Origin of the sequence: Paraniabella aurantiaca (assembly GCF_050309965.1) — a bacterium.
Lineage (GTDB): Bacteria > Bacteroidota > Bacteroidia > Chitinophagales > Chitinophagaceae > Niabella.
In genome coordinates this window covers 196,939-220,556 of the sequence record NZ_JBLOSY010000001.1, presented here as the reverse complement: position 1 = coordinate 220,556, position 23,618 = coordinate 196,939, and the positions used below count along the sequence as shown (strand labels likewise).

Below are 23,618 nucleotides of genomic sequence, written 5' to 3'. Positions count from 1 at the left end.
GGGGCTGACCAAAAAGGTCAGCCCTTTTCTTTGTGAGAAAGGGGCTGAGTTGTAATTTTAGTTACCACACAAAAATTACAATGGCTAAAGTAAAAACTTCTGTAGTATTTAAGCAATATAGTCCTCAACAAAATTTATTGTTACCACCTTCACTGGAAGAGTTAATAGGCAAGGATCACCTTGTAAGGGTGGTTAATGAGGTAGTTGAGTTGATGGATATCAGCGACCTGATCAACTTATACAAAGGTGGCGGCACCAGTAGCTATCACCCCCGGATGTTACTAAAAGTGTTATTATATGCCTATTGTGTAAAGATCTATACTGGCCGCAAGATAGCCAAGGCACTGAGCCAGGACATTCATTTTATGTGGCTTTCAGCTATGAACCGTCCTGATTTTCGTACGATTAATAACTTCCGCAGCAGCAAAGCCAAACAGGTAATAGAAGCATTGTTTAAAGAGCTGTTGGAGTTTTTGGTAGCTCATCAGTATATCAAGCTGGAAAATTATTTTTGCGATGGAACAACATTGCGTGCAGATGCCAATCAGCATAAAATGGTATGGAAGAAAAATGCAGAGCGGTATGGTCTGAAGGCTGTAGAAAAATGCCAGGAGTTGTTTAAGCAAATAGATGAGCTGAACCGGCAGGAAGATAAAGCCTATGGGCAAGCTGATCTGGAAGAACATGGACAAGCTGCTACCGTGAGCCGGGAAGCAATAGCCCAAAAGGCAGCTACACTCAACGATGTCATACGCAATACTGTTGTAAAGAGCAAACGACGCAAGGCCACCACACTGAAAAAGAAGTTAAAAGATGCTGAAGGCAAGATAGAAAAGTATAACAATCAGATTCAAAAAGCCGGCAACCGTAGTGGTTACAATAAAACTGATACCGATGCCACAGCTATGATGATGAAAAATAAGGTAGAAGTACTGCCAGCCTACAATGTACTGGCAGGTAGCGAGGATCAGTTTATTACCGGGGTGAGCGTTCATCAATCGACCAACGATGGAGCCTGCTTTAATGATCACCTGCACGCCATAGCCAGCCAACAACCTTGCCAGCCCGACAGGATTATTGCTGACAGCATCTTTGGTACAGAGCAGAATTATGAACTGCTACAACAAAATGAAATAGCCAGTTATATGAAGTTCCCGCTATATCACAAAGAACAAACCAAAGCTTATCAGCAAAATTCTTTTCTAAAGGACAACTTTATCTATGATATACTCACAAATACTTATAGCTGCCCTAATAAGCAACTACTTATTTTTAAAGGCAAACACCAACAAACGCATAAACGTACCGGTTACAAATCAGAGGTAAAAGTTTATGAATGTAATAATTGCTCCGGCTGTCCTTTTTATCAACAGTGTTGTAAATCGACTAAAGGGGAGAACCGAAAGATAGAGATCAACGAAAAACTGGAAGCCTTTAAGCAGCAGGCAAGGCAAAACCTTCACACAGAACTGGGACAGTCCTTGAAAAAACAAAGAGGCACAGAGATCGAAAGCTGTTTTGGAGATATAAAACACAATATGGACTTCCGTCGCTTCCACCTGCGAGGTCTTCAAAAAGTAAAAACAGAGTTTATATTGGTAGCTATGGCACACAACCTGAGAAAAGTATCAATAAAAAAACTCAATAAAGCAGCCTGATAAACAAAAAAAGTACGTTTATCACTCATAATATCCCCTATTACTGCAGATATTATTGTGAAACCGAAAACTTAAATAAATAAAGTACAGCCCATATAAGTGAACTGTACTTTTTCAAATATTGAGACGTTTGACCTTTTTAGTCAGCCCCATTGAACACACTACTAAAGCTTTATTTTAGACACCCGGAAAGGTTTTTTAACGGCTTTGTGTGCAGCGGTTTTAGCAATAGTGGCCTGCAAATCAGAAAGCTTTTCGGGCTTGTAAGCATTCTTACGAACATCTGCATTAAATAACTTTTCATACCAGGTACAGGCTGCAGTAAAACGGCCATAATCGAGGTTGAGATGATACCCATCTCTTGTATAATGATCGCCAATGCTAGAGGTACGTCCATTTTGAACAGCAGTGCCGGAAGGAACAATAAATTTAAACCAGCCCGATTTGCTGAGCTTTTTTGAAACATCCACTATCTGTTCATACATTATTTTTTGCTGCCTGTTATAATTGGCAAACCCTGTATGTTTAGAGTCCTGCTGATAGGCCCATGTTTGATGATAGATTAAAGCAGCACCAGGCGCTTTTGACTTTACATAATTGACCAGCATGGGTAAATGTTTCATAATTACATCATATTTCCCGGAGAGCGGACTGGCTTGTTGTAAACTGATATAGTCCCAATCCTCATCAGCAATTGCCTCTTCAATACTAACATTCTTCCTGTTCAGCTTTTCGCCATCCAATTGTGTTTTGTGATAATCGTAGGCTTTTTTGTTGCTATCCGCATTTTTAACGTGCAGGTCAATGGGAGCGCCTCCTATATACATGTTGCCAATAATAATCTTTTTATTCCCGGCTTTTGCCAGGTCATATAAATAGTTCTCCACGGCATCCTGGGAGAAGCTGTTACCAATAGCCAGGATTTTTAGAACATCAGGATCTTTATTCTTTTGGGCCGCCAAAGAATATACCTGGAAGAAGATGATGGTAATTAAAACAATACTTTTTTTCATAGGGATAAAAATATAACTTTTATATTGTTGACACGCATCCATACAGCCGCTGTCATTAGGCGGATAGAATGTAATGACCGGGCACTATGATCACCCGGTGCAATACGTCAATAAAAAAACCTGGCGAGCCAGGTTTTAATAATGTTTGATCTTTCTTTATTTTTTTACATACACCAGGTACTCCCAGGGTTGCATTTCGAAGCTTTTAGACGAACTGAAATCGTTGGGTGTTTGAGAAAAAGCATTTTCAAATGAACCATTAAGTGCGTTGTCGGTAATATCAAACCTTGCAGCATCTCCCGAAAAGTTCAAAACCACTACAACTTCGTCGTTACCATTTTTACGCAGGTAAGCAAATATTTTATCGTTTGCTGTGGTGGTTAATTTCAGCGTTTGCACCGACGGATCGCCTCCTCTTAACGCAGCATGAGTTGCATGCAGGTTCAATAATGTCTTATAGAAATCATGCAACTCATATTTACCGGTCCACGGAATAGGATCTTTATCAAAAAACTTCAGTCGTTTATCTTTTAATGGCAACTCCTGGCCACTGTAAATGAGCGGAACACCATTCCAGGTACAGCTGAACACTGCAAGTGCCTTAGCCATATCTCCATATTTTTCATATTCTGTACCATTCCAGCTATTTTCATCGTGGTTAGTAGTAAACCAGGCCCTCATACTGCTATCACCAATATTGCTGTATTGCTGTAACAGATCTAACAATTCATGCAAAGGCTGATGATGCTGGTAAAAATCTTTGGTCTTGTGCATCCATTTCCAGGAGTAGCTGGCGTCGAATACTTTGCCATAGTCCGGAGTTTCCAACTCATCAAACTCACCCAGCCAGAACAAGGGCTTCACGGCATCTACCTGTGGCCGGGCTTCCTGCCAGAAATCCACTTCCACCCATGATGCCAGGTCGCACCTGAACCCATCTATATCACATTCAGTTACCCAGAACTTCATGGCATCAATCATCGCTTTGCGTAGATCCGGATTTTTAAAATTCAGTTCAATAATATCATCCATTCCACTAGCTACCTGAAAAGTACCCGTAGCAGAATCATGCAGGTAATAATCAGGGTTAGACCTGGTCCATACGTGATCCCAGCCGGTATGATTAGCCACCCAGTCAATAATCACTTTAAAACCCTGGCTATGAGCTGTGTCTACCAGTTTTTTAAAATCTTCGAGAGTCCCGAATTCAGGGTTGATAGAAGTATAATCAGAACATGCATAATAGCTCCCCAGCGAACCCTTCATCTTCTCCCTGGCAATAGGTGTTACAGGCATGAACCATAAAACCTGTACCCCCATGTCTTTTAGCCTGGGTAATTCTTTCAAAAATGCATTAAAAGTACCCTCCTGCGTATATTGTCGCACATTTACTTCGTAAATATTGGTCGCATGTTTCCAGTCTGTGTTTGTCGTTGTTGCCATTGTACCGGTTTTATTTTGTTGATTGTCTTTTTCTTCTTTAGGCATTAGCTTGCAAGAGCTTAACAACATCATACTTAATGCTAAAACTGCGAGTTTGCTCATAAAGAAATCTTTAAAATTGAAGATAGGGAAATATTTGTATTGAGTCGTATTGCTTTTACAACGGCTAATTTATCTGATTTTCCTGGTTATCTTTGCATTTATGAAGCAGTTTGATGTACCGGTTTTTTACAGGAGTTCTCTTATATCTACCATAAAAAAACTGAGGAAGGAAAAAGATAAATTAAAAAAAGATTTTACCCCTACCCTGCTGGATTTTGGACCGGTACAAATACATCTTGCCCGCCATTTTGGGTTTTGTTATGGTGTGGAAAATGCGATAGAAATTGCGTTTAAAACAGTGGAAGAAAACCCCGGGAAACGTATCTTCTTATTAAGTGAAATGATACATAATCCCCAGGTAAATGCCGACCTGAGCCGGCACGGTGTTCAATTTTTACAGGATACTTATGGCAAAGAACTGATTCCTTTCGATAATCTCACGTCGGATGACATTGTGCTCATACCTGCTTTCGGAACCACCCTTGCAATTGAAAAGAAATTAAACGACATTGGCATTCCTACAGAAAAATATAACACTACTTGTCCTTTTGTAGAGAAAGTGTGGAACCGCAGTGCAGCCATCGCCAAAAAAGATTATACTATCATTATACATGGCAAGCCCTCGCACGAAGAAACAAGAGCTACTTTTTCGCATGCCGCAGCCGATGCTCCTGCAGTGGTGGTAAAAGATATGAAGGAAACTCAACGACTGGCATTATACATAACAGGCGAACTGAACGCTGCCGGCTTTTACGAAGAATTTAAAAACCAGTACAGCGAAGGTTTTGATATAACCAAAGATTTTGAAAGAATTGGTGTAGTGAACCAAACTACCATGCTGGCAAGCGATACACAAGCCATTGCTGATTATTTAAAACAGGTGATGGTAGACAAATACGAACTATCGAGGGAGAACCTGGCAGAACGGTTTGCAGACACCAGGGATACCCTATGTTATGCTACCAACGACAACCAGACATCTGTTTCAGCAATGCTTCAAACAGATGCCCACCTGGCTATTGTTGTGGGCGGCTATAACTCATCTAACACTTCTCACCTGGTAGAGCTTTGCGAAGAGAAACTGCCCACTTATTACATTAATAGCCCTGACAAGATTGTATCTCAAAAAGAGATCATCCATTTCAATTTTCATACTAACCAGGAATTACTTACGGCAGACTACCTGCCTCAGCAGGAACCGGTAAAAATATTAATTACCAGTGGCGCATCCTGCCCGGATATACTGGTTGAAAAAGTAATTGAAAAAATAACCGGCTTTTATTCCCATGCGCTCCCGGTACAAGCTGTGGCACAGCAATTAGTTTAACGGCAGCCATTCACCTAGCTTAATAAGATGTTTCCAGCAATTGCTCTAATTGGCTTATCCCTTTTGACAGGATATTTTTGATGATCCGGTAACTCCTCAATGCATTATCGGGTAGTTCGTCTTTTATTGCTTTTTCCTCAAGCAGCTCAAAATGCGGCATCAGCTTTTTGCCTATCGTAACGGCAGTAGAGGATTTAAGCTTATGAGCCAGCATTTTTATTTCTTTATAATTCCTCTCATTGATGGCCTGATCCAGTTCCTTCATTTGCCCCGGCACCTGCGATAAAAACAACTCAATCACCTCTTTCTCAAACTCCTTATTATTATCAGAAAGCTCTCTCAGGTAACTCAGATCAACCACACTGGTATCGGTTGAGAAAAGCTTTTGCGACGGGCTGGTAGCCAGCTTCGGGGTAGGCTCTATAGGTGCACTGAAGTCTCTCGAAACCAGGACGCTTATTTTCTCAAACAGCTGACGTGTATTAACCGGCTTGGTCAAGTAGTCGTTCATACCTGCTTCCAGGCACCTGTCTTTTTCTCCTGCCAATACATGAGCGGTTAATGCAATAATAGGTAAATCAAGGTGTAGTTCTTTCCTGATGATTTTTGTGGTATCATACCCATTCATGTCAGGTAACTCGATATCCATTAAAACAATATCGTAAAAATTTTCTTTTACTTTTTCTATAGCCTGAAAACCATTTTCTGCTACATCTATTTTCACATTGGTTCCCAGGAAAATTCCATTAATCAGTTTTATATTAAGCGAGTTATCCTCTACCAGCAATATCCTTAAATCATCTAAGAACGAAAGATCCGTTACGGTTTCAATGGGTGTTGCATTGCTCAGCTCGGCTTCATTAAAATTAGCAAATTCCATGGTAAAGCTGAATATAGACCCTACTCCCAGCTCGCTGGTCACCGTAATTTCGCCGCCCTGGCTTTGAACAATATGCTTGGCAATACTCAGGCCCAGCCCCGTTCCTCCATACAACCTCGTTGTTTCCACACCGGCCTGCTCAAAACGCTTAAAGACCCTCGATAATTTATCTTTTGAAATACCAATTCCAGAATCTTTGATCCTGAATTCTATAACCGAAGTTTTTTCATTGGCAGCGATCATTTTGGCGAAGATCAATACACTTCCCTTTGGTGTAAATTTAATAGCGTTCCCTACAATGTTGGTGATTACCTGCGTTAACCTTACAGGATCGCCAATTACCACTTCGGGCACATTATTATCACACTCATAACTCAGGGTAATACCTTTGCTTTTTGCTTTGGGCAGGTATAAAACGCAAATAGAATTCAGGATACCATCGATGCTTACAGGATGCTCTTCAAAGACCATCATATTCGATTCCAGCTTGGAAAAGTCGAGGATATCGTTTAATAATCTCAACAGGTTCTCCCCTGCTGACCTGATAATGCGAACATATTCGTTCTCCTCCGTACCAATATCTCTTTTGCCCAGCAGTTCGGCAAAACCCAGGATGGCATTGATGGGCGTTCTGATCTCGTGGCTCATATTGCTGAGGAAGGATTCTTTTAATTTAAGCGATTCCTCCACCAGCTTTTTAGCCTCGATCAATTCATTTTCAAACTGTTTTATATTGCTTATATCATCAAAAACAGAGATCGCATATTCCAGCTGATTTTTTTCATTGTAAAGCGGGATAGCACTTACCCTCAAAGGAATCTGCCGGCCGTTTACCTCAACCGTCGTTTCGTTAAAGCCTATATTTTCTTCGCCATGAATTGCATGGGTAATAAAGAGTTTATCCCTGAGATCATCTTTTAAAGCGCCGCTGAACGTATAGGTATGATCGAGTGCTTCGAACACTTTACCGTCTGAAAGCAACTGCTTATCCAGTAAGGTAACTGCTTTTTGGTTCGCATGGTATTCATTGCTTTTGGTATTTACGATAATAACACCCACAGGTAATTTATCCAGTATACTTTCAAGCCTTATCTGCGATTTCAATAACAGTTTCTCCGTATCTACCAGTCGCTGGTAAATCTTACGGATGTAAACGAGCGTAAGCATAATGATCAACACAGCTACCAATACACTGGTGATTACTACATAGATCACCATATTAAAATTATCATTTTCCTTCTTCAGCTTATCTGACTGCAGCGCTTTTTCGGTGTTGATAAAGTTCAATACATTATACCGGAGTTTGTTAACCAGTCTGGTTTCATCACCTCCGTTTAAAAAATTCCAGGCCTCCAGGAACGAAACATACTTACGTTTAACAATGATGCTATAAGCTACTTCCTTCTGATCGCTGATCAAGCCTGCAATGCTATCCAGCAATAAACGTTGCTGGTACATCATGGGCAGGCTTTTTAACGAATTAATACGGGTATGCAGTATGCGGCTGGAAATTCCAAAAGATTTCAGAAAGGAGGAATCATTGGTGATGATATAGCCACGATAGGCAGATTGTACGTCCTGTATGTCGTTAAGAATATCCTGCGAACGCGTAATGATAATACCGGATAAATTAACATCCCGCATAGATTGTTTATACCTGATGGTTCTTGAATTGGCAAAAATCCCCAAACCTATCAGAATAAGCGCACTGACACTCAGGGCAATAGTAATTTTCACCTTTTCCGACAATGCTATGGGTTTTCCTGAACTCACTTTTATTAAGTTATTCCAATATTCTTCAGGTTTAGCTTTGCTACAATTGCTATAAGCTACGCTAGACTTGGTTAGAAGGTAACTGTAAATGTATGAATTAATTAAAACATCACCAATATTAGTTACGGCGGGAGAAAATTAATCTTTCTACATTTGACATGAGAAACACCCGTAACATTAAGTCAATAGTCATGAGGAACCCTTTTATATCGCTGCTCAAAATTGTCCGGAAACTTTTGGCATCCGATCGTAAAAAAACAGGTAAAAGCAGGCAACGCCTATTAATAGAAAAAAAATGGTGGATGGGAGATGATCTTTTTATTGATAAGCCGTTTATCAATACCGCCTTAGAAGACAAGCGCCTGACCAGTTAGGATTAGACTGGCTCGTTGGCCCACTCGCGGCTCATTATATTAAAATATTTTAAAACACATAGAAAATTAAAATAAAAAAGCAGCTACTTTAATGTAACTGCTTCATTTTAGTGTGACCGCGTTAGGATTCAAACCTAAAACCTTCTGATCCGTAGTCAGATGCTCTATTCAATTGAGCTACGCAGCCATTTCCCCGTAAGGGAGAGCAAAGGTAAGGAAAATAATAATTCTAACAAAGCAATTTTTCAGAAAAACAAAATATCAGGCAATAAATAACGCAATGGCGGCACCCACCTGAAATAGCAAATGACCGATGTGTGTCTGTAATATGCTTTCATTTTAAATAATTTAGCAGCGTACAGCACTGCCCTATCACCCAAAAAAACAGGCCATCCGTTGACAGCAACCACTTTTATCCAATTATTGCCAGACAAAACAGGTTGTTTGCGTTTGTACCAGTGATATGCATTTGCCTCAGTAAGGCACAAAATATCCCGGGATAAATAAAAAAAGACCGATCGGTCTAATATTATTATATCTTTGCATCACGTTACACACGGTTTTATGAAAATGTCAAAGTCGGAGAGCACAAAACAGTTCATTGTTGAAAAAACCGCTTCTGTATTCAACACTAAAGGTTATGCCGGTACTTCAATGAATGATATTATGGACATAACAGGTCTTTCAAAAGGCTGCATCTACGGCAATTTTGAGAATAAAGATGAAGTAGCCCTAGCTACGTTTGATTATAACTTCAACATAGTTACCGAACACATAAAAGAACGGATACAGAGAACAGAAAATGCCATTGATAGATTATTAGTTTATCCGAATACTTATAAAAATTACTTTAGATATCCCTGTTTACAGGCAGGATGCCCCATAATAAATACTGCTACAGAGGCTGACGATACACATCCTAAACTGAAAGAAAGAGCTGCAAATGCACTCTTATACTGGAAAACATCAATAGAACACCAAATAAAAAGAGGCATGGCAAGAAACGAGATAAAAACTGATACAGACCCAACAGAAATAGCCGTGATTATGATTTCAATGATCGAAGGTGCATTTATGCAGGCAAAGGTTACGGGGAAAATAGCAGAGTTGAAGATAGCAATGGCATTTTTAGAAAAAATGATAGGTAACCTGGCTGCTTAATTTTTTTTATCAAAAAAAAGACCGATCGGTTTATTTAAATCAATATTGCTAAAGACCACAATAACTATTGAAGGAGCTTTTAAAAGACAATGTAAAATAGTAGCCAGCGAAAACGTATTTTTTAAATAACAAATAATATAATAAAATGAACGAATTTGATATCGCCGTTATAGGCTCAGGTCCCGGCGGATATGTTGCAGCAATAAGGAGCGCCCAGCTGGGTTATAAAACCGCTTTAATAGAAAAGTACGACACTTTAGGTGGCACCTGTACCAATGTGGGGTGTATTCCTACAAAAGCATTGCTGGATAGTACACACCACTATATTGACGCCATACGCCGGTTCGAAAGTCATGGTATTCATTTTTCGGGTGTCAATTTAGATTTTGACCAGATGTACAAACGAAAAGCGGATGTGGTGAAAAAAAATACCCAGGGCTTAAATTTTTTAATGAAAAAAAATAAAGTTACCGTTTTACAGGGTACGGGGTCATTTGTAGATAATGAAACAGTAAATATAAAGGGTGCCGGCAACCAGGATATTCCAATCAAAGCAAAGAAATACATTATCGCCACTGGTTCCAAACCCTCCACTATTCCTGGTATAGCTATAGATAAGAAAAGAATCATCACTTCTACAGAAGCACTGAACCTGGCAGACCAACCCAATAGTATCATCATTATTGGCGGCGGTGTAATAGGTGTAGAAATGGCATCCATTTTTAACCGGATCGGAACTAAGGTTACCATTCTGGAGTATGCAGAACATCTCATTGCTGCTATGGACAGAGACCTGAGTACCGAATTATCTAAGATCCTGAGCAAAGAAGGGATAGAAATCAGGCTCCGGGAATCGGTATACAAAACCGAAAACCTGGAACATGAAGCCAGGGTGTGGTTCAAAAACAGCCAGGGCCTTGATGATATGTTAAGTGCCGATTACATACTTGTCGCCGTAGGAAGAAAACCTTATACGGAAAACCTGGGTTTGAAAAACACCGGCGTTGAATTAAACGCCAATGGAACAATAAAAACCAACAAGCTTTTACAGACTACGGTACCCCATATCTATGCTATAGGAGATGTTACCGGGGGTGCTATGCTGGCGCATAAAGCAGAGGAAGAAGCAGTTTTTGTAGTGGAAAAAATAAATGGTCAAAATCCGTATATTCATTATAACAGGATACCATCAGTGGTTTATACCTGGCCCGAAATCGCCTCTGTTGGTTATACCGAAGAAGAACTAAAGAAACAGGATATAAAATATAATATCGGAAAATTTCCGTTTGCCGTTAATGCAAGGGCACGTGCAGGTATGGAAACCGAAGGATTCGCAAAAGTGCTTTCCGACCCTTTATACGGTGAACTTCTCGGTGTGCATATAATAGGGCCCAGGGCTTCCGACCTGATAGCACAGGCTGTGGCAGGTATGGAGTTTGAAATCACCGCCAGGGATATGGCATCTGTTTGCTACGCCCATCCAACTTATTCGGAAGTTATGAAAGAGGCCTACACCATTGCATCGGGAAAAGCCTCCGTCAATATATAAGCTATTGTTGAATCGTTCACGCACAGGTTGGCCAATATTTCCCCTGCCGGGAAAAATAGAGAAGTGTTTTATGGGTTCTGAAGTGATCATCCAGGTACTCAAACGGCTGCATAATTTAAAAAAGTAAAACCCTCCTGTTAAAGGAGGGCTTACTAACCCTATTAAACAACTATCCTCTGAAATCATTAATACCATAAAAGTAAACCTGGTTGTTGCCGGGATACTGTCCCTGGATCTGGAAATTGCTACCCTGCTTACCAACCGCTGCTTTAAATTCTTCCACAGATTTAACAGTAATATCATTCACTTTTGTGATAACAAATCCGGGTTTCATAGCAGTTTGATCGCTGATCACCCCGTCACCAATATCTTTTACTTTTACGCCGCCTGCAATATTAAGTTTAGCGGCCTCGGCCTTACCAACAGTTTCTAAGGTTGCACCCAGCGATTTAATGGCTGCGTCCTGTTGACCGGCGAAGGTTCCTAATTTTTCCTTCAAGGTTGCAGTAACCGTTTGCTCCTGGCCACCCCTGGTAAAACTGATCGCTACCTGGTCTCCGGGTTTATGGGTTGCCACCTGTTCAGATAGCTGCGCACCGGTTTCAATGGACTGACCATCGATTTTTGTAATTATATCGCCTTTCTTAATACCTGCCTGCGAAGCGGCTCCCTGGGGGTCGGTTTCTGCTACCCAAACGCCATTGATATTATCCGGCGCGCCTAGTTGTTTCCGCGTAGCATCATCCATATCATCGGGTGCCATACTCACACCCAGGTATCCACGTTGCACCGCGCCAAACTTCATAATATCGCCTATTACTTTTTTCATCAAATTAGATGGAATGGAATAGGCATACCCGGCATAAGATCCTGTGGGAGATGCGATCGCTGCATTAATTCCTACCAATTCTCCCTTGGTATTTACCAAAGCCCCGCCACTGCTGCCGGGGTTCACCGCCGCATCCGTTTGTATAAAAGCTTCCACCGGCGCTGATCCCTGTTGATTGATACCGATGTTCCTGCTTTTAGCACTTACAATACCCTGGGTTACGGTAACATCCAGGTTTAGCGGGTAGCCTATTGCCAGTACCCATTGACCCAGGTGAACATCGTCTGAATTTCCTATGTTCATTACAGGAAGATCTTTAGCGTCGATCTTAATTAAAGCCAGGTCTGTATTGGGATCAGTGCCTACCACCTTACCCTTATAGCTTTTACGGTTATTGGTAGTTACAGAAATTTCGGAAGCGCCGTCTACAACGTGATTGTTGGTAACTATATAGCCATCGCTGCTAAGGATTACCCCGGAGCCTGAAGCTTTTTGCTCCGGCCGGGTCATAGATCCGCCATCACCAAAGAACTTTTTAAACATCTCATCTCCTCCAAAAAAGCCACCAAAGGGGCTGTCATTTTCCATGTCCCTCCCGGCAGTTTGTTTAAACTTAGTGAGCGTTTTTATATGAACCACAGAAGGAACGCCTGCCTCCGCGGCACTTTCAAAATCCACGGGCGGCGTAGCGGCTTCAACAAAACCGGTTCTTTTAACGAACGGTTCGCCAGGCTGCATAATACTGTTCTTAACCACCTGCCCGTGACTGAAAAACGCCCATCCTCCAATTGCTATAACAGCCAATACCGCCAAAATCATTGTTGCCAGTTTACTAATAGATATTTTCATACTTGATCATTTTTTTTGTTTTCAATACAATCACGCTATAAATTTATTGTCGCATACAAACCAAACACAAACGGAAATCGCTATACTGGCATAATGAGTCGTTTAAAACGTAAGTTGAGTAGCCAGCCCGGCTTTGCTGGTTTATGATAACAGTGTGTAGTGATATACTAAATTTGTAGCAGACATATTTAAAAGCGGCCTTATTTAACTTTAAAAAACGATGTAGCTATGGATTATGAACTATTGAGCCGCCTGTTGCTCGCCGCCCTATGGGGTGGTCTTGTTGGTGCCGAAAGAGAGTACCGGAGCAAGTCAGCAGGGTTTCGCACCATCATTATGATCTCTATGGGTTCCTGCTTTTTTACGATGATGTCTACCCTGATCGGTAGCGGTGGCAACCCCGATCGAATTGCCTCTAATATTGTAACGGGTATTGGTTTTTTAGGAGCCGGTGTGATCTTCAGGGGAGATAACCGGGTTAACGGTATTACCACTGCCGCAACAATCTGGGCTGTTGCTGCGGTAGGCATGGGTATTGGCGCGGGTTATTATTTTGTGGCTGCCTGTGCATCCTTTCTTATCCTGTTTGTGCTGGCAGCATTACCTTATATTGAAAAACTCATAGACAATTCTAACCAAAACCGTTTATATGTTATACAGTATTTCTTTGAAAAGAATGCCAAAAAGAAACTGGAGCAACTCTTTCACAACAGTGAATTGAAATTTAAACTCACCAAACAGATCAAAGAAGATGGGCTGATGACCACGCACTGGCAGGTACGGGGTAAAGCGGATCAACATAATGCTATTGTTACAAGCCTGGAATCGGACGATACTATTAAAAGATTCGAATACTGAGAATATAGTCTTCGGAATTAACTGCTATAGGTATTATATAAATGCCGGGCTTCCATCAGCGCCTTATCACAGGCGAGTTTCAGCTGATCAAAGTAGGTGTCGAAAGTTACCTGCGAAAGTTCATTGTATTCCAACGCATCCAAATAAGGTTGCAGTACATGATTAAGTCCCATCACAGATACAGTAGTTTTCATATTATGCGCTTCCTGTTTAACCGTACTTATGCGTCCATCTTGCCATGCCGCCCTTATAGCAGCCAATGCTTCCGGTACTGTTTCAATAAATAAACCCGTTACTGTTTTTTCATAATCTTTGTTACCCATGCTTACCTCATGAAGATAGTCGAGGTTAATATAGGCATAGGCACTCTCCTGCTTTTGGTTAACGGACTCTTTAAAATGACTATGCGAAACCGGTATATATTTAACCAACAATTGGTATAATGCAGCTTCCCTTATAGGCTTGGCGATATAATCATTCATACCACAGCTCAGGCATTTTTCTTTTTCACCCGCCAGGGCATGGGCAGTCATAGCAATAACAGGTATCGAAAGCTGCAAGGTATCGCGTATATAGCGGGTTGCCGAGTATCCATCCATTTGAGGCATCTGGATATCCATTAAAACAAGGTCGTATACCCTCAATTTTAATAAATGAATAGCTTCTCTCCCATTACCCACCAGGTCGTAGTTAATTTGCCAGCTATTAAACAGGTGCTGTATCAGGCTTTGATTCACCTCATTATCTTCCACAACAAGTATCCGGATATCGGTCCAGTCTTCAAACGAAGCCTTTATGTTTTCAGTAACAGGCTGAGTATTGATCTTTTGCTCATCCGAAGCAATGGTGTAAGGTATTCTTAAATAGAAAGAAGTGCCTTTACCCGGCTCGCTGTTCAGGGTTATCGTTCCTTTCTGAAGCGTTACCAGTTCCCTAACAATAGATAACCCCAGCCCTGTACCCCCAAAATCCCTGGTAATGCTTTCATCCCCCTGTTGAAAACGGTTGAAGATCTCTTTTTGTTTTCCCGGGTCGATACCTATTCCGGTGTCACTTACTTCTATCCCAATATTAGCGTTATGATCTGTATCTTGTTCATTTGTAATGTTTACTTCGATGTTTCCCTCCCTGGTAAATTTAAGGCTGTTGCCAACCAGGTTTACCAGTATCTGTGTAAGCCGGGTAGCATCCCCTTCCAGTATTTCGGGTACGTTATCGGCTATATGCGTACGTAGCTGTAATTTCTTTTCTGCAACCCGGGCTGTGAACATTACTTCAACGGAGTGAATCAGCGACCGGATATTAAACGGCGCCGATTCAATAGCCATCATACCCGCTTCAATTTTAGAAAGATCCAACACATCATTGATAATGGTCAACAATCCTTCTCCCGATTTACGAATGGTATCTACATACTGCCGGGATGTTTGATCCAGTTCACGTTGCTCCAACAGGGCTGTAAACCCCAAAATCGCGTTCATAGGTGTCCTGATTTCATGGCTCATATTAGCAATAAAATGCTCCTTTAATGCAGCACCCTGCCTGACTTTTTCCTCCGAGCGGGATAGTTTCTGAATGATATAAATAATATACCAGAAAATCAGGGCCGCAGCGAGCAACACCAAAACGGTTAATAAATCATTCAGTTTCTGGGCGCGCGTCCCGCTTTTATCAACCGCCCCGGTAATTGCGGCCAGGTGATCATCCCGTGTATTTTCAATCTTTTTTATCCAGAACTCAATGTCATCGGAAAGCCAAACAGACAAATGGCGCTCAACCACCGTGTCTGCGGCCAACCAACCAGCCTGCATATGGGTCTCCCACACTTTTCGACAAAGCACTGACTTTAGCAACACAGCGTTGCTTAAAGAGTCGATGTATTGCGAAGTACTATCACCGGTAATACTTTTCTTCAGCTCTTCTTTCGCTTTTGAAATCTCTTGCTCCAGGCTGTCCATCCTGGTTTTAGTGCGGGAAAGATTTCCGGTGTCCAAACCCTTTACCAAACGTTGCAGGGCAACAACATGCCCTGAGATAAGCGTTAAGTTTTTGCGGATCTTAAATTCCTGCAAAAGCCTGCTGTCGCCGCTTACGAGCCCTTCAATGCTTTTGGATGAGTTATATTGAATATAAACCAATATAAGCGTCCCTATTGTAAAGGCACCCAAAATCAGGAAGATCAGCTTTTGTTTCATAAAACCGTTCAATCAGTTTATACAGGCATTATTAACACAGTGTATGAGGCCCAACCTCCGGGCCAGCATTATAAAATATTCATTCGCTTATTCAAAGCCGACCGGTAAGTATCTGCTACGGGTACGGGTATATCATTAATGATGAGTGCGCCATCCTGCACGGTGTCGATCTTTGATACGGCTACAATATAGGAGCGATGGGTACGGATGAACCGGGAGGCCGGCAAGCGTTCCGAAACAGATTTCAATGTAGTATGAATAGCGTAGAATTTGCCCGGCACGTACAGCTTCACATAGTCACCCATTGCCTCGGCAAATAAAATATCATCCATCTTAAGCCGGCGTACCACGTTAGAGTCGCGTATAAAAACAAATTCATCATCGCTTTGCTCTACATCAGTGCTATTGCTTTCCACCAGCTCCCTGGCTTTGTCTATTGCCTGCAAAAAACGCGCAGGTGTAACCGGTTTTACAATATAATCTGCCACGTTCAATTCAAATGCCTCCGCTGCATATTCTTTCTTCGAAGTGGTAAAAATGATGACCGGTCTTTTGTTGCCCATAGTCTTTGTTAGTTCCAGGCCCGTCATTCCTGGCATTTCAATATCTAACAACAACAGGTCAACAGGCTGCTCCTGCAAAAAATTGTAAGCATCCGTAGCGCTTTCACATTCTCCTATCACTTTGAGATCTTTCACCTGGCTGGCCAGTTGCTGTAATATGGCACGGGCGATTTTATTGTCATCTACGATAAGTATCCTCATTTCACAAAATATATGGGTTCTGTTCACTTTTTCTGCAGAAAGATTGTTTTTAAACTTTGTCCCCCTTTTTCACGGGCTGTTTCTACCCCATTCAACGATCGTTTCCGCCTGTTGAGCGATCGAGATATAATACACCTGTTTAGGTATAATAGCTTCGCTTAATAAATTTAGTGGTTTTTGAACAGACATTAACACGGCACGGCCTGGCAATCAATAAAAGAATTAAAACAGCAATGAGAATCATTTACATTATATTATTTCTCGCTGATGCCATTACCCTGGTATTTTTCTTTTTTGGCTTTTTAAAAGCTTTAGATTCGGGCGGTGGGTTAATACATTGCCTTGGCGTGCTGGCCGGTGTATTGTTCACCATTTTGTTATTGATTTTTATACTGCGGGCTTACTTGAAACTTCCGCCGGAGCAGTAAACAGATTGCCCTGTTTCTTGTAACCGATATTTTTAAACTAAAACAAAACTTTTATGAAAAAAATTTTGGTGGGATCTCTTATCTTATTGGTTGTTGCAGGCTTCTCTTTTGTCAGCTTAAACAGCCGGCAAAAAAAAGCGGTTGTACTTTCGTCCGCAACACCGCTCCGATACATTTATCTCACTTTTGATGATGGCCCTTTAAATGGCAGTGAAAATATTGACAGCGTTATACTGGCCGAACGTTTAAAAATAAGTGTATTTCTTGTGGGAGAGCATGCCTTGCAGACAAAAGAAATGGGCACTTACTACAAAATGTATGAGCAAAACCCCTTTGTAGAAACTTATAATCATAGCTACACTCATGCTAATAATAAGTATGCATTATTCTATAGTAACCCGGCGGGCGTACTGGCAGATATCCAAAAAAATGAAGCCTTGCTGAATCTGCGGTATAAAATCGTAAGGCTACCGGGTAGGAATATATGGCGTATTGGCGACAGAAAAAGAGATGACGGTACCAGCGGCGGCACAGCTGCAGACCTGCTTGCGGCCAACGGTTACAAAATATATGGATGGGATATCGAATGGCAACATCACGCGAACGACGGAACGCCGGTACAATCTGTTGATGAAATGGAAAAGGCAATAGAAGACCGGCTAAATAGCGGCGGAACTTTTACCAAAAACCATATTGTAATACTGATACATGATGAGATGTTCCAGAAAAAATGGGAAGAAAGTGAATTGAAGCAATTGATCGACCGGCTCAGGCAACATGATAATTATGTTTTTGAGCATATCCGTTTTTATCCCAATCGATAAATGGCAATGATCCACCGACTGTTTTTGCCTTTTCAGCTAGTTGCAAATGGTGGACGCTTTTACCCGTTGTAGCTTTAAACTAATAACGGAGCAAAATAATATCGATTGAAATTCTTTTACCAATTAAAATTTTAAAAAAATGAAAAAAATTCTATTCGCAGTTTTAAGTTTCATAAGCTTTAGTGCCGCAGGTTTTGCACAAACAGCTGCCCCTGCAAAAAGTACTACTGCAGCAACACAGGTAACCGGTACCGCCAGTCATCATTCAGCTGCAACGGCGGTAAAAACTCCAACTGCTACCACCCACGCAACACCATCAAAACCGGCAGGCAGCGTTGCCAAAAAAGCTACAGCAGCCGCCCCGGTAAAAAAAGACGGCACACCCGATATGCGTTATAAAGCCAATCAAAATGCGGCGAAAACCGCAGCACCCCAACACATGAAAAAAGACGGCACACCCGATAAAAGATATAAAGAGAATAAACAGCATAGTTGATTGATAGTGTTTGCAAATCGGCCCGGCTATAGCAGCCGGGTTTTTTACTCCCTTTAAAACAACACAACTGTATGCAAACAACCTGGGCCCGGTTTTCGTCGCTTTCAAAAAAAATATCTCCCAAAGCTCACTGGCGGGAACTGGTAGCTTTACTCGTGATTTTATTGGCCATTTTCTTCTTCAGAAGTGAGCGGAAGGAATTGCACCAGATTGTACCGCAATTACAACAGGTGGGCGGTGGATGGCTACTGTTGCTATCAGTATTAGGCGCAGGCATTATTTTTTGCCAGGCAGGAATGTACCACCAAAGTTTTGCAGCGATTGGTCTTCCTTTTAAACTATTACACGGCGTTGAGCTCTTTTTAAAAAGAAATTTCCTCGGTGTCTTCCTCCCAGCGGGAAGCCTCAGTGCCCTGGCTTATGCTCCCCGGCAGATCAGGAAAGCCGGCTACAGCAAGATGCAGGTACACCAGGCGAGCGGACTTTTTGCATTTGCAGGTTTATTATCTGTGTTTATTGCGGGTGTTCCCGTCATCATTTTTTCTTTTTTTAACGGCACCCAAACAGGTAATACCTGGATTGGCTTACCTGTATTATTACTGGTTATTTTCCTGATTTACTTTCCTGTTGATTCTATCCGGAAAAAAGGCGCTGTTTATCGTTGGATAAAAAGCAAATGGCCATCGCTGACACCGCAGATCGATGAACTATTTGACGCTAGTGTGATTGTACGTAAGTACGGTAATGTTGTCGGCTATTCTGTTGCTGTAGAAATACTCGGTATGCTTACCATTTATTGCTCTATACTGGCCCTGGGTCAGCCGGGCTCCTTCCAGGCTGCTGCATCGGTCTATATCGCAGGGATCCTCATGTCGGTTATTTCACCGTTTATGCGGGGCCTGGGAGCAGTTGAACTTTCAATGGTTTATATTTTGGAACGCTTTGGTTATAGCTCAGTAACAGCCTTATCGGTCACCTTGCTTTACCGGGTTTTTGAGTTCTGGCTACCGTTAATTGCAGGTCTAATTTCTTTTGCGTGGGGAGGCCGCAACCTGTTGTTAAGAGCGTTCCCCGTTGTACTTACCTTTTTGCTTGGCCTTATTAATATTATTTCAGCGGTAACACCACCTATAAAGGGACGGTCTCAGCTACTTCGTGAGTACCTGCCCCTAACTGCCATCCATGCTTCGCACCTGTTGGTATTGTTTATGGGGTTGGCGCTACTGATCACTTCTGTTTCACTCTTTAAAGGGTTGCGAAGTGCCTGGATTTTTGCCTTAATACTCACGGCATTGTCGATAGCCGGTAACTTAGCCAAGGCGCTCGATTATGAAGAAGCTATTGTAGCATTGGCAACCCTGGTAATTCTTATTGCAACTGCATCACAATACCGGGTACAAAATAGCAGCAAATGGAAAAAAGCCGGTATCAGGACGGCCTTACTGGGGTTCCCGTTTCTTTTATTATTTGCATTCATCAGTTTCTATTTCATCGATCAGCGGCATTTCGGTGAAGATTTTACCTGGGCAGACTCTTTATTACATGCGCTGAAAAGCTTTCTCCTGGTTGAGGATAGTACGCTGCATCCTGTAACCAGGTTCGGACATGAATTTATATGGATATTGAGGGGGCTTGGCTTTATTTTATGGGGCTTGCTTATTTTTTGCCTGATCAGGCCCTACACCAAAACGAACCAACAGCACGAACGTCACCGTGATAAAGCGCTGTTCCTGCTCAGCCAGTTCGGTAATTCGTCGCTCGACTATTTTAAGGTATATGCCGATAAAGTATTTTTCTTTTCAGAAATCCACGACGGCTTTATTGCCTATAAAATTTCGGGCGGCTTTGCTATAGTTTTAGAGGAGCCTGTTTGCGATATAGCGCACAAGCTTGACATTCTTACCGAATTTGACCAACGGTGCCGCCAAATGGGTTTAAAGCCCGCATTTTACCGTGTAGATGAAGACAGCATTCCCTGGTTTAGCCGTTTAAAGAAAAACAAATTAATAATCGGGCAGGAAGCAATTATTGACGTGCATAGCTTCTCGCTCGAAGGCCGCGATAAAAAATCGCTGCGCAACGGGCTAAACAATCTTAATAAGAAAGGATATAGCACCCACATTACCCGGCCGCCCCACACATCCTGTTTTCTTGCGCAATTAAAGAACATATCCGATGAATGGCTACGCTCTTATGATATAAAAGAGGCGGTGTTTTCACAGGGTATGTTTGATGAGAAAGAGCTCCGGCAACAGGACATCATTACATTGAATGACGAAAGCGGTAACATAAAAGCATTTCTCAATGTCATACCGGATTATGCCGAAAGTGACTGCACCTATGACCTCATACGTAAAACCAACGACGCGCCGGGAGCCGCGATGGACGCACTGGTAATCAAATTGACGGAATACGCGAAAGAACAGGGCAAACAATACATCAACCTGGGCCTGGTTCCACTGACGGGGATCTCACAGCCAGACAATACGGCCGAACAGCTTATAAAAATGGCCGCAGATAAAATAAAGAGATTTCAGCACTATAAAGGGCTCAGGGAATTTAAAGACAAATATGCAGCTATATGGGAGGACAAATATCTTATTTATGATAATGATTTTGACCTGCTTCAACTACCTATAGCTATTAACAATGTAATGAAACCATGAAAATGATGATTAAAACTTTTCTATTTTGCAGGCTTATAATATGGATGACGCTACCCATCATCTTCTATAGCGTCCGGTGTGCGGGGCAAAACAGCACACTTCCTATCAAAGACTGGAAAGGGAAGCAGGATTCGTGCATGGTTTTATATATAAGCGGAGACGGAGGTTTCAATAGTTTTTCGGATAGTTTTTGTTCCGGCATTAATCGCACCGGGATCAACGTTCTGGCAATAGATGCGAAATCCTATTTCTGGAAAAGAAAAACGCCGGAACAAACTACAACAGATATTGAAAAATATATCAGTGCAATTTTGAAAAGAAAAGATCAACAATTTGTGATGATCGGGTATTCATTCGGGGCTGATGTAACGCCGTTTATTGTTAACAGGTTTTCGCCCGAAATAAAAAAGAAATTAAATTCGGTGATCTTATTATCACCATCACCGTCTACGGACTTTGAAGTGCATTTGAATTATTTTTTGGGTGTCGACAAAAAGCTAAATATGGATGTAGTAAAAGAAATCAATATGATGACCCTGAAAAAAAAGATAGTGCTATGCGGAGAAGACGAAGATGAATTTCCACCCAATGGCGTCAAATTAAAAAATTGTATGGTTCAGAAATTACCCGGTGGCCACCACTATGATGAAAATATGGATCTCTTAATCAAAAGAGTAATCCAGTTTTTAAAATAATATCTTACCTTCTCATCAAACCAGGCTCCTCTGTTATCATCCGATTTCGCATCTGCATTTTAAAAGTCGAGGTAAGTAATAAGATCAAAGTATTTGTTTTTATCATGAAAGAAAATCACTTCATACATCGCGTAGGCTGGTTAAGAGCAGGCGTGCTGGGCGCCAACGATGGCATTTTATCTACAACCAGCCTGGTAATAGGTATAGCTGCCGCTGCGGCGGAGCGAAATACCGTTATCCTGGCAGCTATTTCAGGGCTAATTGCGGGTGCCATGTCTATGGCCGCAGGCGAATATATATCTGTCAGCTCTCAACAGGATACAGAAAAAGCAGATATAGCAAGGGAGACCGAAGAGTTGGAAAGAATGCCCGAACAAGAACTTTTAGAATTGACAGCCATATACGAAAAAAGAGGCCTGTCAAATGTTCTCGCCCGGGAAGTGGCAGCGGCATTATCAAAACACAATGCACTGGAAACCCATCTCAGAGACGAGCTGGGAATGACTGAAGTATCTGAAGCCAAACCGTTGCAGGCTGCCTTTGCTTCTTTTATCTCATTTGTAATAGGCGCGTCTTTACCTCTCCTGGTAGCTCTATTAGCCCCTTTAAAACAAATGATCTACTGGCAGTATATCTTCTCAATTGTATTCCTGATCTTATTAGGCTCTGTAGCAGCCCGTACCGGAGGGTCCCCGATAGTCAAAAGTGCTATACGAATTGTTGTTTGGGGCACGATTGCCATGGCGGCATCTGCTTTAATAGGACGCCTTTTTGGTATCGCCATTTCATAACCAGTTACAAAGAGGCTCTTTAATAGTAAATAAGCTTTGTTGCCCATCTTTCCTTCTTCGTTGCCATTCCATCCCTATTCGTCGATTACAATTGAAAGTGCAGTTATGTTGCAGCAATTTGCTTAAAAAAACAATGAGCAAACATAAACGATCAGGCTCTTACGCCTGGTTAGAGGTCATCATCTATTTTACCGTTATCATCGGTATATCATGGATTGCCAGTCGCATCGAAGCCATGGACAATATCTTTGTATACTTTGGCACCTCCCTGCTCCTAAGCTATGTGCTGCTTCGCCGGGAAGGAATGACGTTGTGGAGCCTGGGTATCAGACCTGGCCGAAGCGCAGACTACCTGAATTTTGCGGGTGGCATTGTGCTGGGTGCACTGGCACTGGCCTGTAGCGCCGGCTTAACCATCTGGCTCAATCACGGGAAGCTGGTATTCACAGGAGTACCAGGGCCGGTATTTCTGCTAACACTAATTCTTATGCACTTCGGGTCTGCCTTCGTACAGGAATTCACTTATCGCGGCTACCCATTTCAACGCCTTCTTCGATCTTACGGCCCCTGGATCGCCCAGGTTGGCATTACTTTGCCTTTTGCTATTATGCATATTAACCTTAATGCACCACCAGACCTAAACTCATTTTTAATAACATGGCTAACAACCGGCATTGGCTCTGTTCTTTACGGATTGTGTTACTTAAAAACAGGTAAGCTTTTTTTATCGGTTGGTGTACATATGGGTTGGAACCTTGCACAGTCTATAATACCCCGGTCTCCACAAAAGAGCGAAGGCGTGCTTTTCCAACTGATTACTGATGCAAAAGCTTACAACCCTATTCATGTTTTATGGCCTTACATCGTTGTATCCATTTTACTCATGGTGCTTATCAGCCGATTACCACTTACCACCCATACAACCTCATCAGCTAACTGATCT

General features: G+C 41.9%; 19 protein-coding genes and 1 tRNA gene. 13 read left to right on the top strand and 7 right to left on the bottom strand.

Annotated elements, in window-relative coordinates; translation table 11 throughout:
• Nucleotides 1-80 precede the first annotated feature (80 nt).
• Nucleotides 81-1,658: an IS1182 family transposase gene (locus tag ACLOAU_RS00930; protein WP_427859941.1), complete on the top strand. Its 1,578-nt coding sequence runs from the start codon at nt 81-83 to the stop codon at nt 1,656-1,658.
• A gap of 164 nt (nt 1,659-1,822) precedes the next feature.
• On the opposite strand, the gene ACLOAU_RS00925 is transcribed toward ACLOAU_RS00930, so the two are convergent.
• On the bottom strand, nt 1,823-2,671 hold the full coding sequence (locus tag ACLOAU_RS00925) for a DUF4886 domain-containing protein (RefSeq protein ID WP_427859940.1): 849 nt from the start codon (nt 2,669-2,671) through the stop codon (nt 1,823-1,825).
• Between the two features lie 156 nt (nt 2,672-2,827).
• Entirely contained in the window at nt 2,828-4,216 is a 1,389-nt protein-coding gene (locus tag ACLOAU_RS00920; RefSeq protein WP_427859939.1) for an alpha-amylase family glycosyl hydrolase, read from the bottom strand.
• Nucleotides 4,217-4,316: 100 nt separating this feature from the next.
• On the opposite strand from ACLOAU_RS00920, the gene ACLOAU_RS00915 reads away from it, so the two are divergent.
• A complete protein-coding gene (locus ACLOAU_RS00915; RefSeq protein WP_427859938.1) occupies nt 4,317-5,543 on the top strand; it encodes a 4-hydroxy-3-methylbut-2-enyl diphosphate reductase in 1,227 nt (408 codons plus the stop codon).
• Nucleotides 5,544-5,562: 19 nt separating this feature from the next.
• Here the strand turns inward: ACLOAU_RS00915 and ACLOAU_RS00910 are convergent, their stop codons facing one another.
• A complete protein-coding gene (locus ACLOAU_RS00910; protein ID WP_427859937.1) occupies nt 5,563-8,196 on the bottom strand; it encodes a response regulator in 2,634 nt (877 codons plus the stop codon).
• A 191-nt stretch (nt 8,197-8,387) separates the two neighbouring features.
• Here ACLOAU_RS00910 and ACLOAU_RS00905 point away from each other — a divergent pair, with 191 nt between their 5' ends.
• Entirely contained in the window at nt 8,388-8,570 is a 183-nt protein-coding gene (locus ACLOAU_RS00905; RefSeq protein WP_427859936.1) for a hypothetical protein, read from the top strand.
• 113 nt (nt 8,571-8,683) lie between these two features.
• Here the strand turns inward: ACLOAU_RS00905 and ACLOAU_RS00900 are convergent.
• Nucleotides 8,684-8,757: transfer RNA gene (locus tag ACLOAU_RS00900), tRNA-Arg, on the bottom strand.
• Between the two features lie 377 nt (nt 8,758-9,134).
• Here ACLOAU_RS00900 and ACLOAU_RS00895 point away from each other — a divergent pair.
• Nucleotides 9,135-9,731 (top strand): TetR/AcrR family transcriptional regulator, encoded by a 597-nt coding sequence (locus tag ACLOAU_RS00895; RefSeq protein ID WP_427859934.1) that lies wholly within the window; start codon nt 9,135-9,137, stop codon nt 9,729-9,731.
• A gap of 145 nt (nt 9,732-9,876) precedes the next feature.
• Nucleotides 9,877-11,280 carry a dihydrolipoyl dehydrogenase gene (gene lpdA, locus ACLOAU_RS00890; RefSeq protein ID WP_427859933.1) on the top strand — a complete coding sequence of 468 codons (1,404 nt, stop codon included), beginning with the start codon at nt 9,877-9,879 and terminating at the stop codon, nt 11,278-11,280.
• A 169-nt stretch (nt 11,281-11,449) separates the two neighbouring features.
• On the opposite strand, the gene ACLOAU_RS00885 is transcribed toward lpdA, so the two are convergent.
• Nucleotides 11,450-12,958 carry a trypsin-like peptidase domain-containing protein gene (locus ACLOAU_RS00885; protein WP_427859931.1) on the bottom strand — a complete coding sequence of 503 codons (1,509 nt, stop codon included), beginning with the start codon at nt 12,956-12,958 and terminating at the stop codon, nt 11,450-11,452.
• 228 nt (nt 12,959-13,186) lie between these two features.
• Between ACLOAU_RS00885 and ACLOAU_RS00880 the strand changes: the two genes are divergently transcribed.
• Entirely contained in the window at nt 13,187-13,816 is a 630-nt protein-coding gene (locus ACLOAU_RS00880; protein WP_427859930.1) for an MgtC/SapB family protein, read from the top strand.
• A 17-nt stretch (nt 13,817-13,833) separates the two neighbouring features.
• Here ACLOAU_RS00880 and ACLOAU_RS00875 read toward each other — a convergent pair whose 3' ends face one another.
• Entirely contained in the window at nt 13,834-16,011 is a 2,178-nt protein-coding gene (locus tag ACLOAU_RS00875; protein WP_427859929.1) for an ATP-binding protein, read from the bottom strand.
• A gap of 68 nt (nt 16,012-16,079) precedes the next feature.
• On the bottom strand, nt 16,080-16,775 hold the full coding sequence (locus ACLOAU_RS00870) for a LytR/AlgR family response regulator transcription factor (protein WP_427859928.1): 696 nt from the start codon (nt 16,773-16,775) through the stop codon (nt 16,080-16,082).
• Between the two features lie 233 nt (nt 16,776-17,008).
• Here ACLOAU_RS00870 and ACLOAU_RS00865 point away from each other — a divergent pair, with 233 nt between their 5' ends.
• The 7 genes from ACLOAU_RS00865 (at nt 17,009) to ACLOAU_RS00835 (ending at nt 23,615) form a co-directional block, all read left to right on the top strand.
• On the top strand, nt 17,009-17,203 hold the full coding sequence (locus tag ACLOAU_RS00865) for a hypothetical protein (RefSeq protein WP_427859926.1): 195 nt from the start codon (nt 17,009-17,011) through the stop codon (nt 17,201-17,203).
• Nucleotides 17,204-17,256: 53 nt separating this feature from the next.
• Nucleotides 17,257-18,027, top strand: a complete 771-nt coding sequence (locus ACLOAU_RS00860; protein WP_427859925.1) for a polysaccharide deacetylase family protein — start codon at nt 17,257-17,259, stop codon at nt 18,025-18,027.
• Between the two features lie 139 nt (nt 18,028-18,166).
• Nucleotides 18,167-18,523: a hypothetical protein gene (locus tag ACLOAU_RS00855; protein ID WP_427859924.1), complete on the top strand. Its 357-nt coding sequence runs from the start codon at nt 18,167-18,169 to the stop codon at nt 18,521-18,523.
• A 71-nt stretch (nt 18,524-18,594) separates the two neighbouring features.
• Nucleotides 18,595-21,189: a phosphatidylglycerol lysyltransferase domain-containing protein gene (locus tag ACLOAU_RS00850; RefSeq protein WP_427859923.1), complete on the top strand. Its 2,595-nt coding sequence runs from the start codon at nt 18,595-18,597 to the stop codon at nt 21,187-21,189.
• A gap of 2 nt (nt 21,190-21,191) precedes the next feature.
• The gene (locus ACLOAU_RS00845) at nt 21,192-21,884 is read left to right on the top strand and encodes an AcvB/VirJ family lysyl-phosphatidylglycerol hydrolase (RefSeq protein WP_427859922.1); all 693 of its coding nucleotides are present in this window, start codon (nt 21,192-21,194) and stop codon (nt 21,882-21,884) included.
• A gap of 104 nt (nt 21,885-21,988) precedes the next feature.
• Nucleotides 21,989-22,675 carry a VIT1/CCC1 transporter family protein gene (locus tag ACLOAU_RS00840; RefSeq protein WP_427859921.1) on the top strand — a complete coding sequence of 229 codons (687 nt, stop codon included), beginning with the start codon at nt 21,989-21,991 and terminating at the stop codon, nt 22,673-22,675.
• 133 nt (nt 22,676-22,808) lie between these two features.
• Nucleotides 22,809-23,615 carry a CPBP family intramembrane glutamic endopeptidase gene (locus tag ACLOAU_RS00835; RefSeq protein WP_427859920.1) on the top strand — a complete coding sequence of 269 codons (807 nt, stop codon included), beginning with the start codon at nt 22,809-22,811 and terminating at the stop codon, nt 23,613-23,615.
• Nucleotides 23,616-23,618 lie beyond the last annotated feature (3 nt).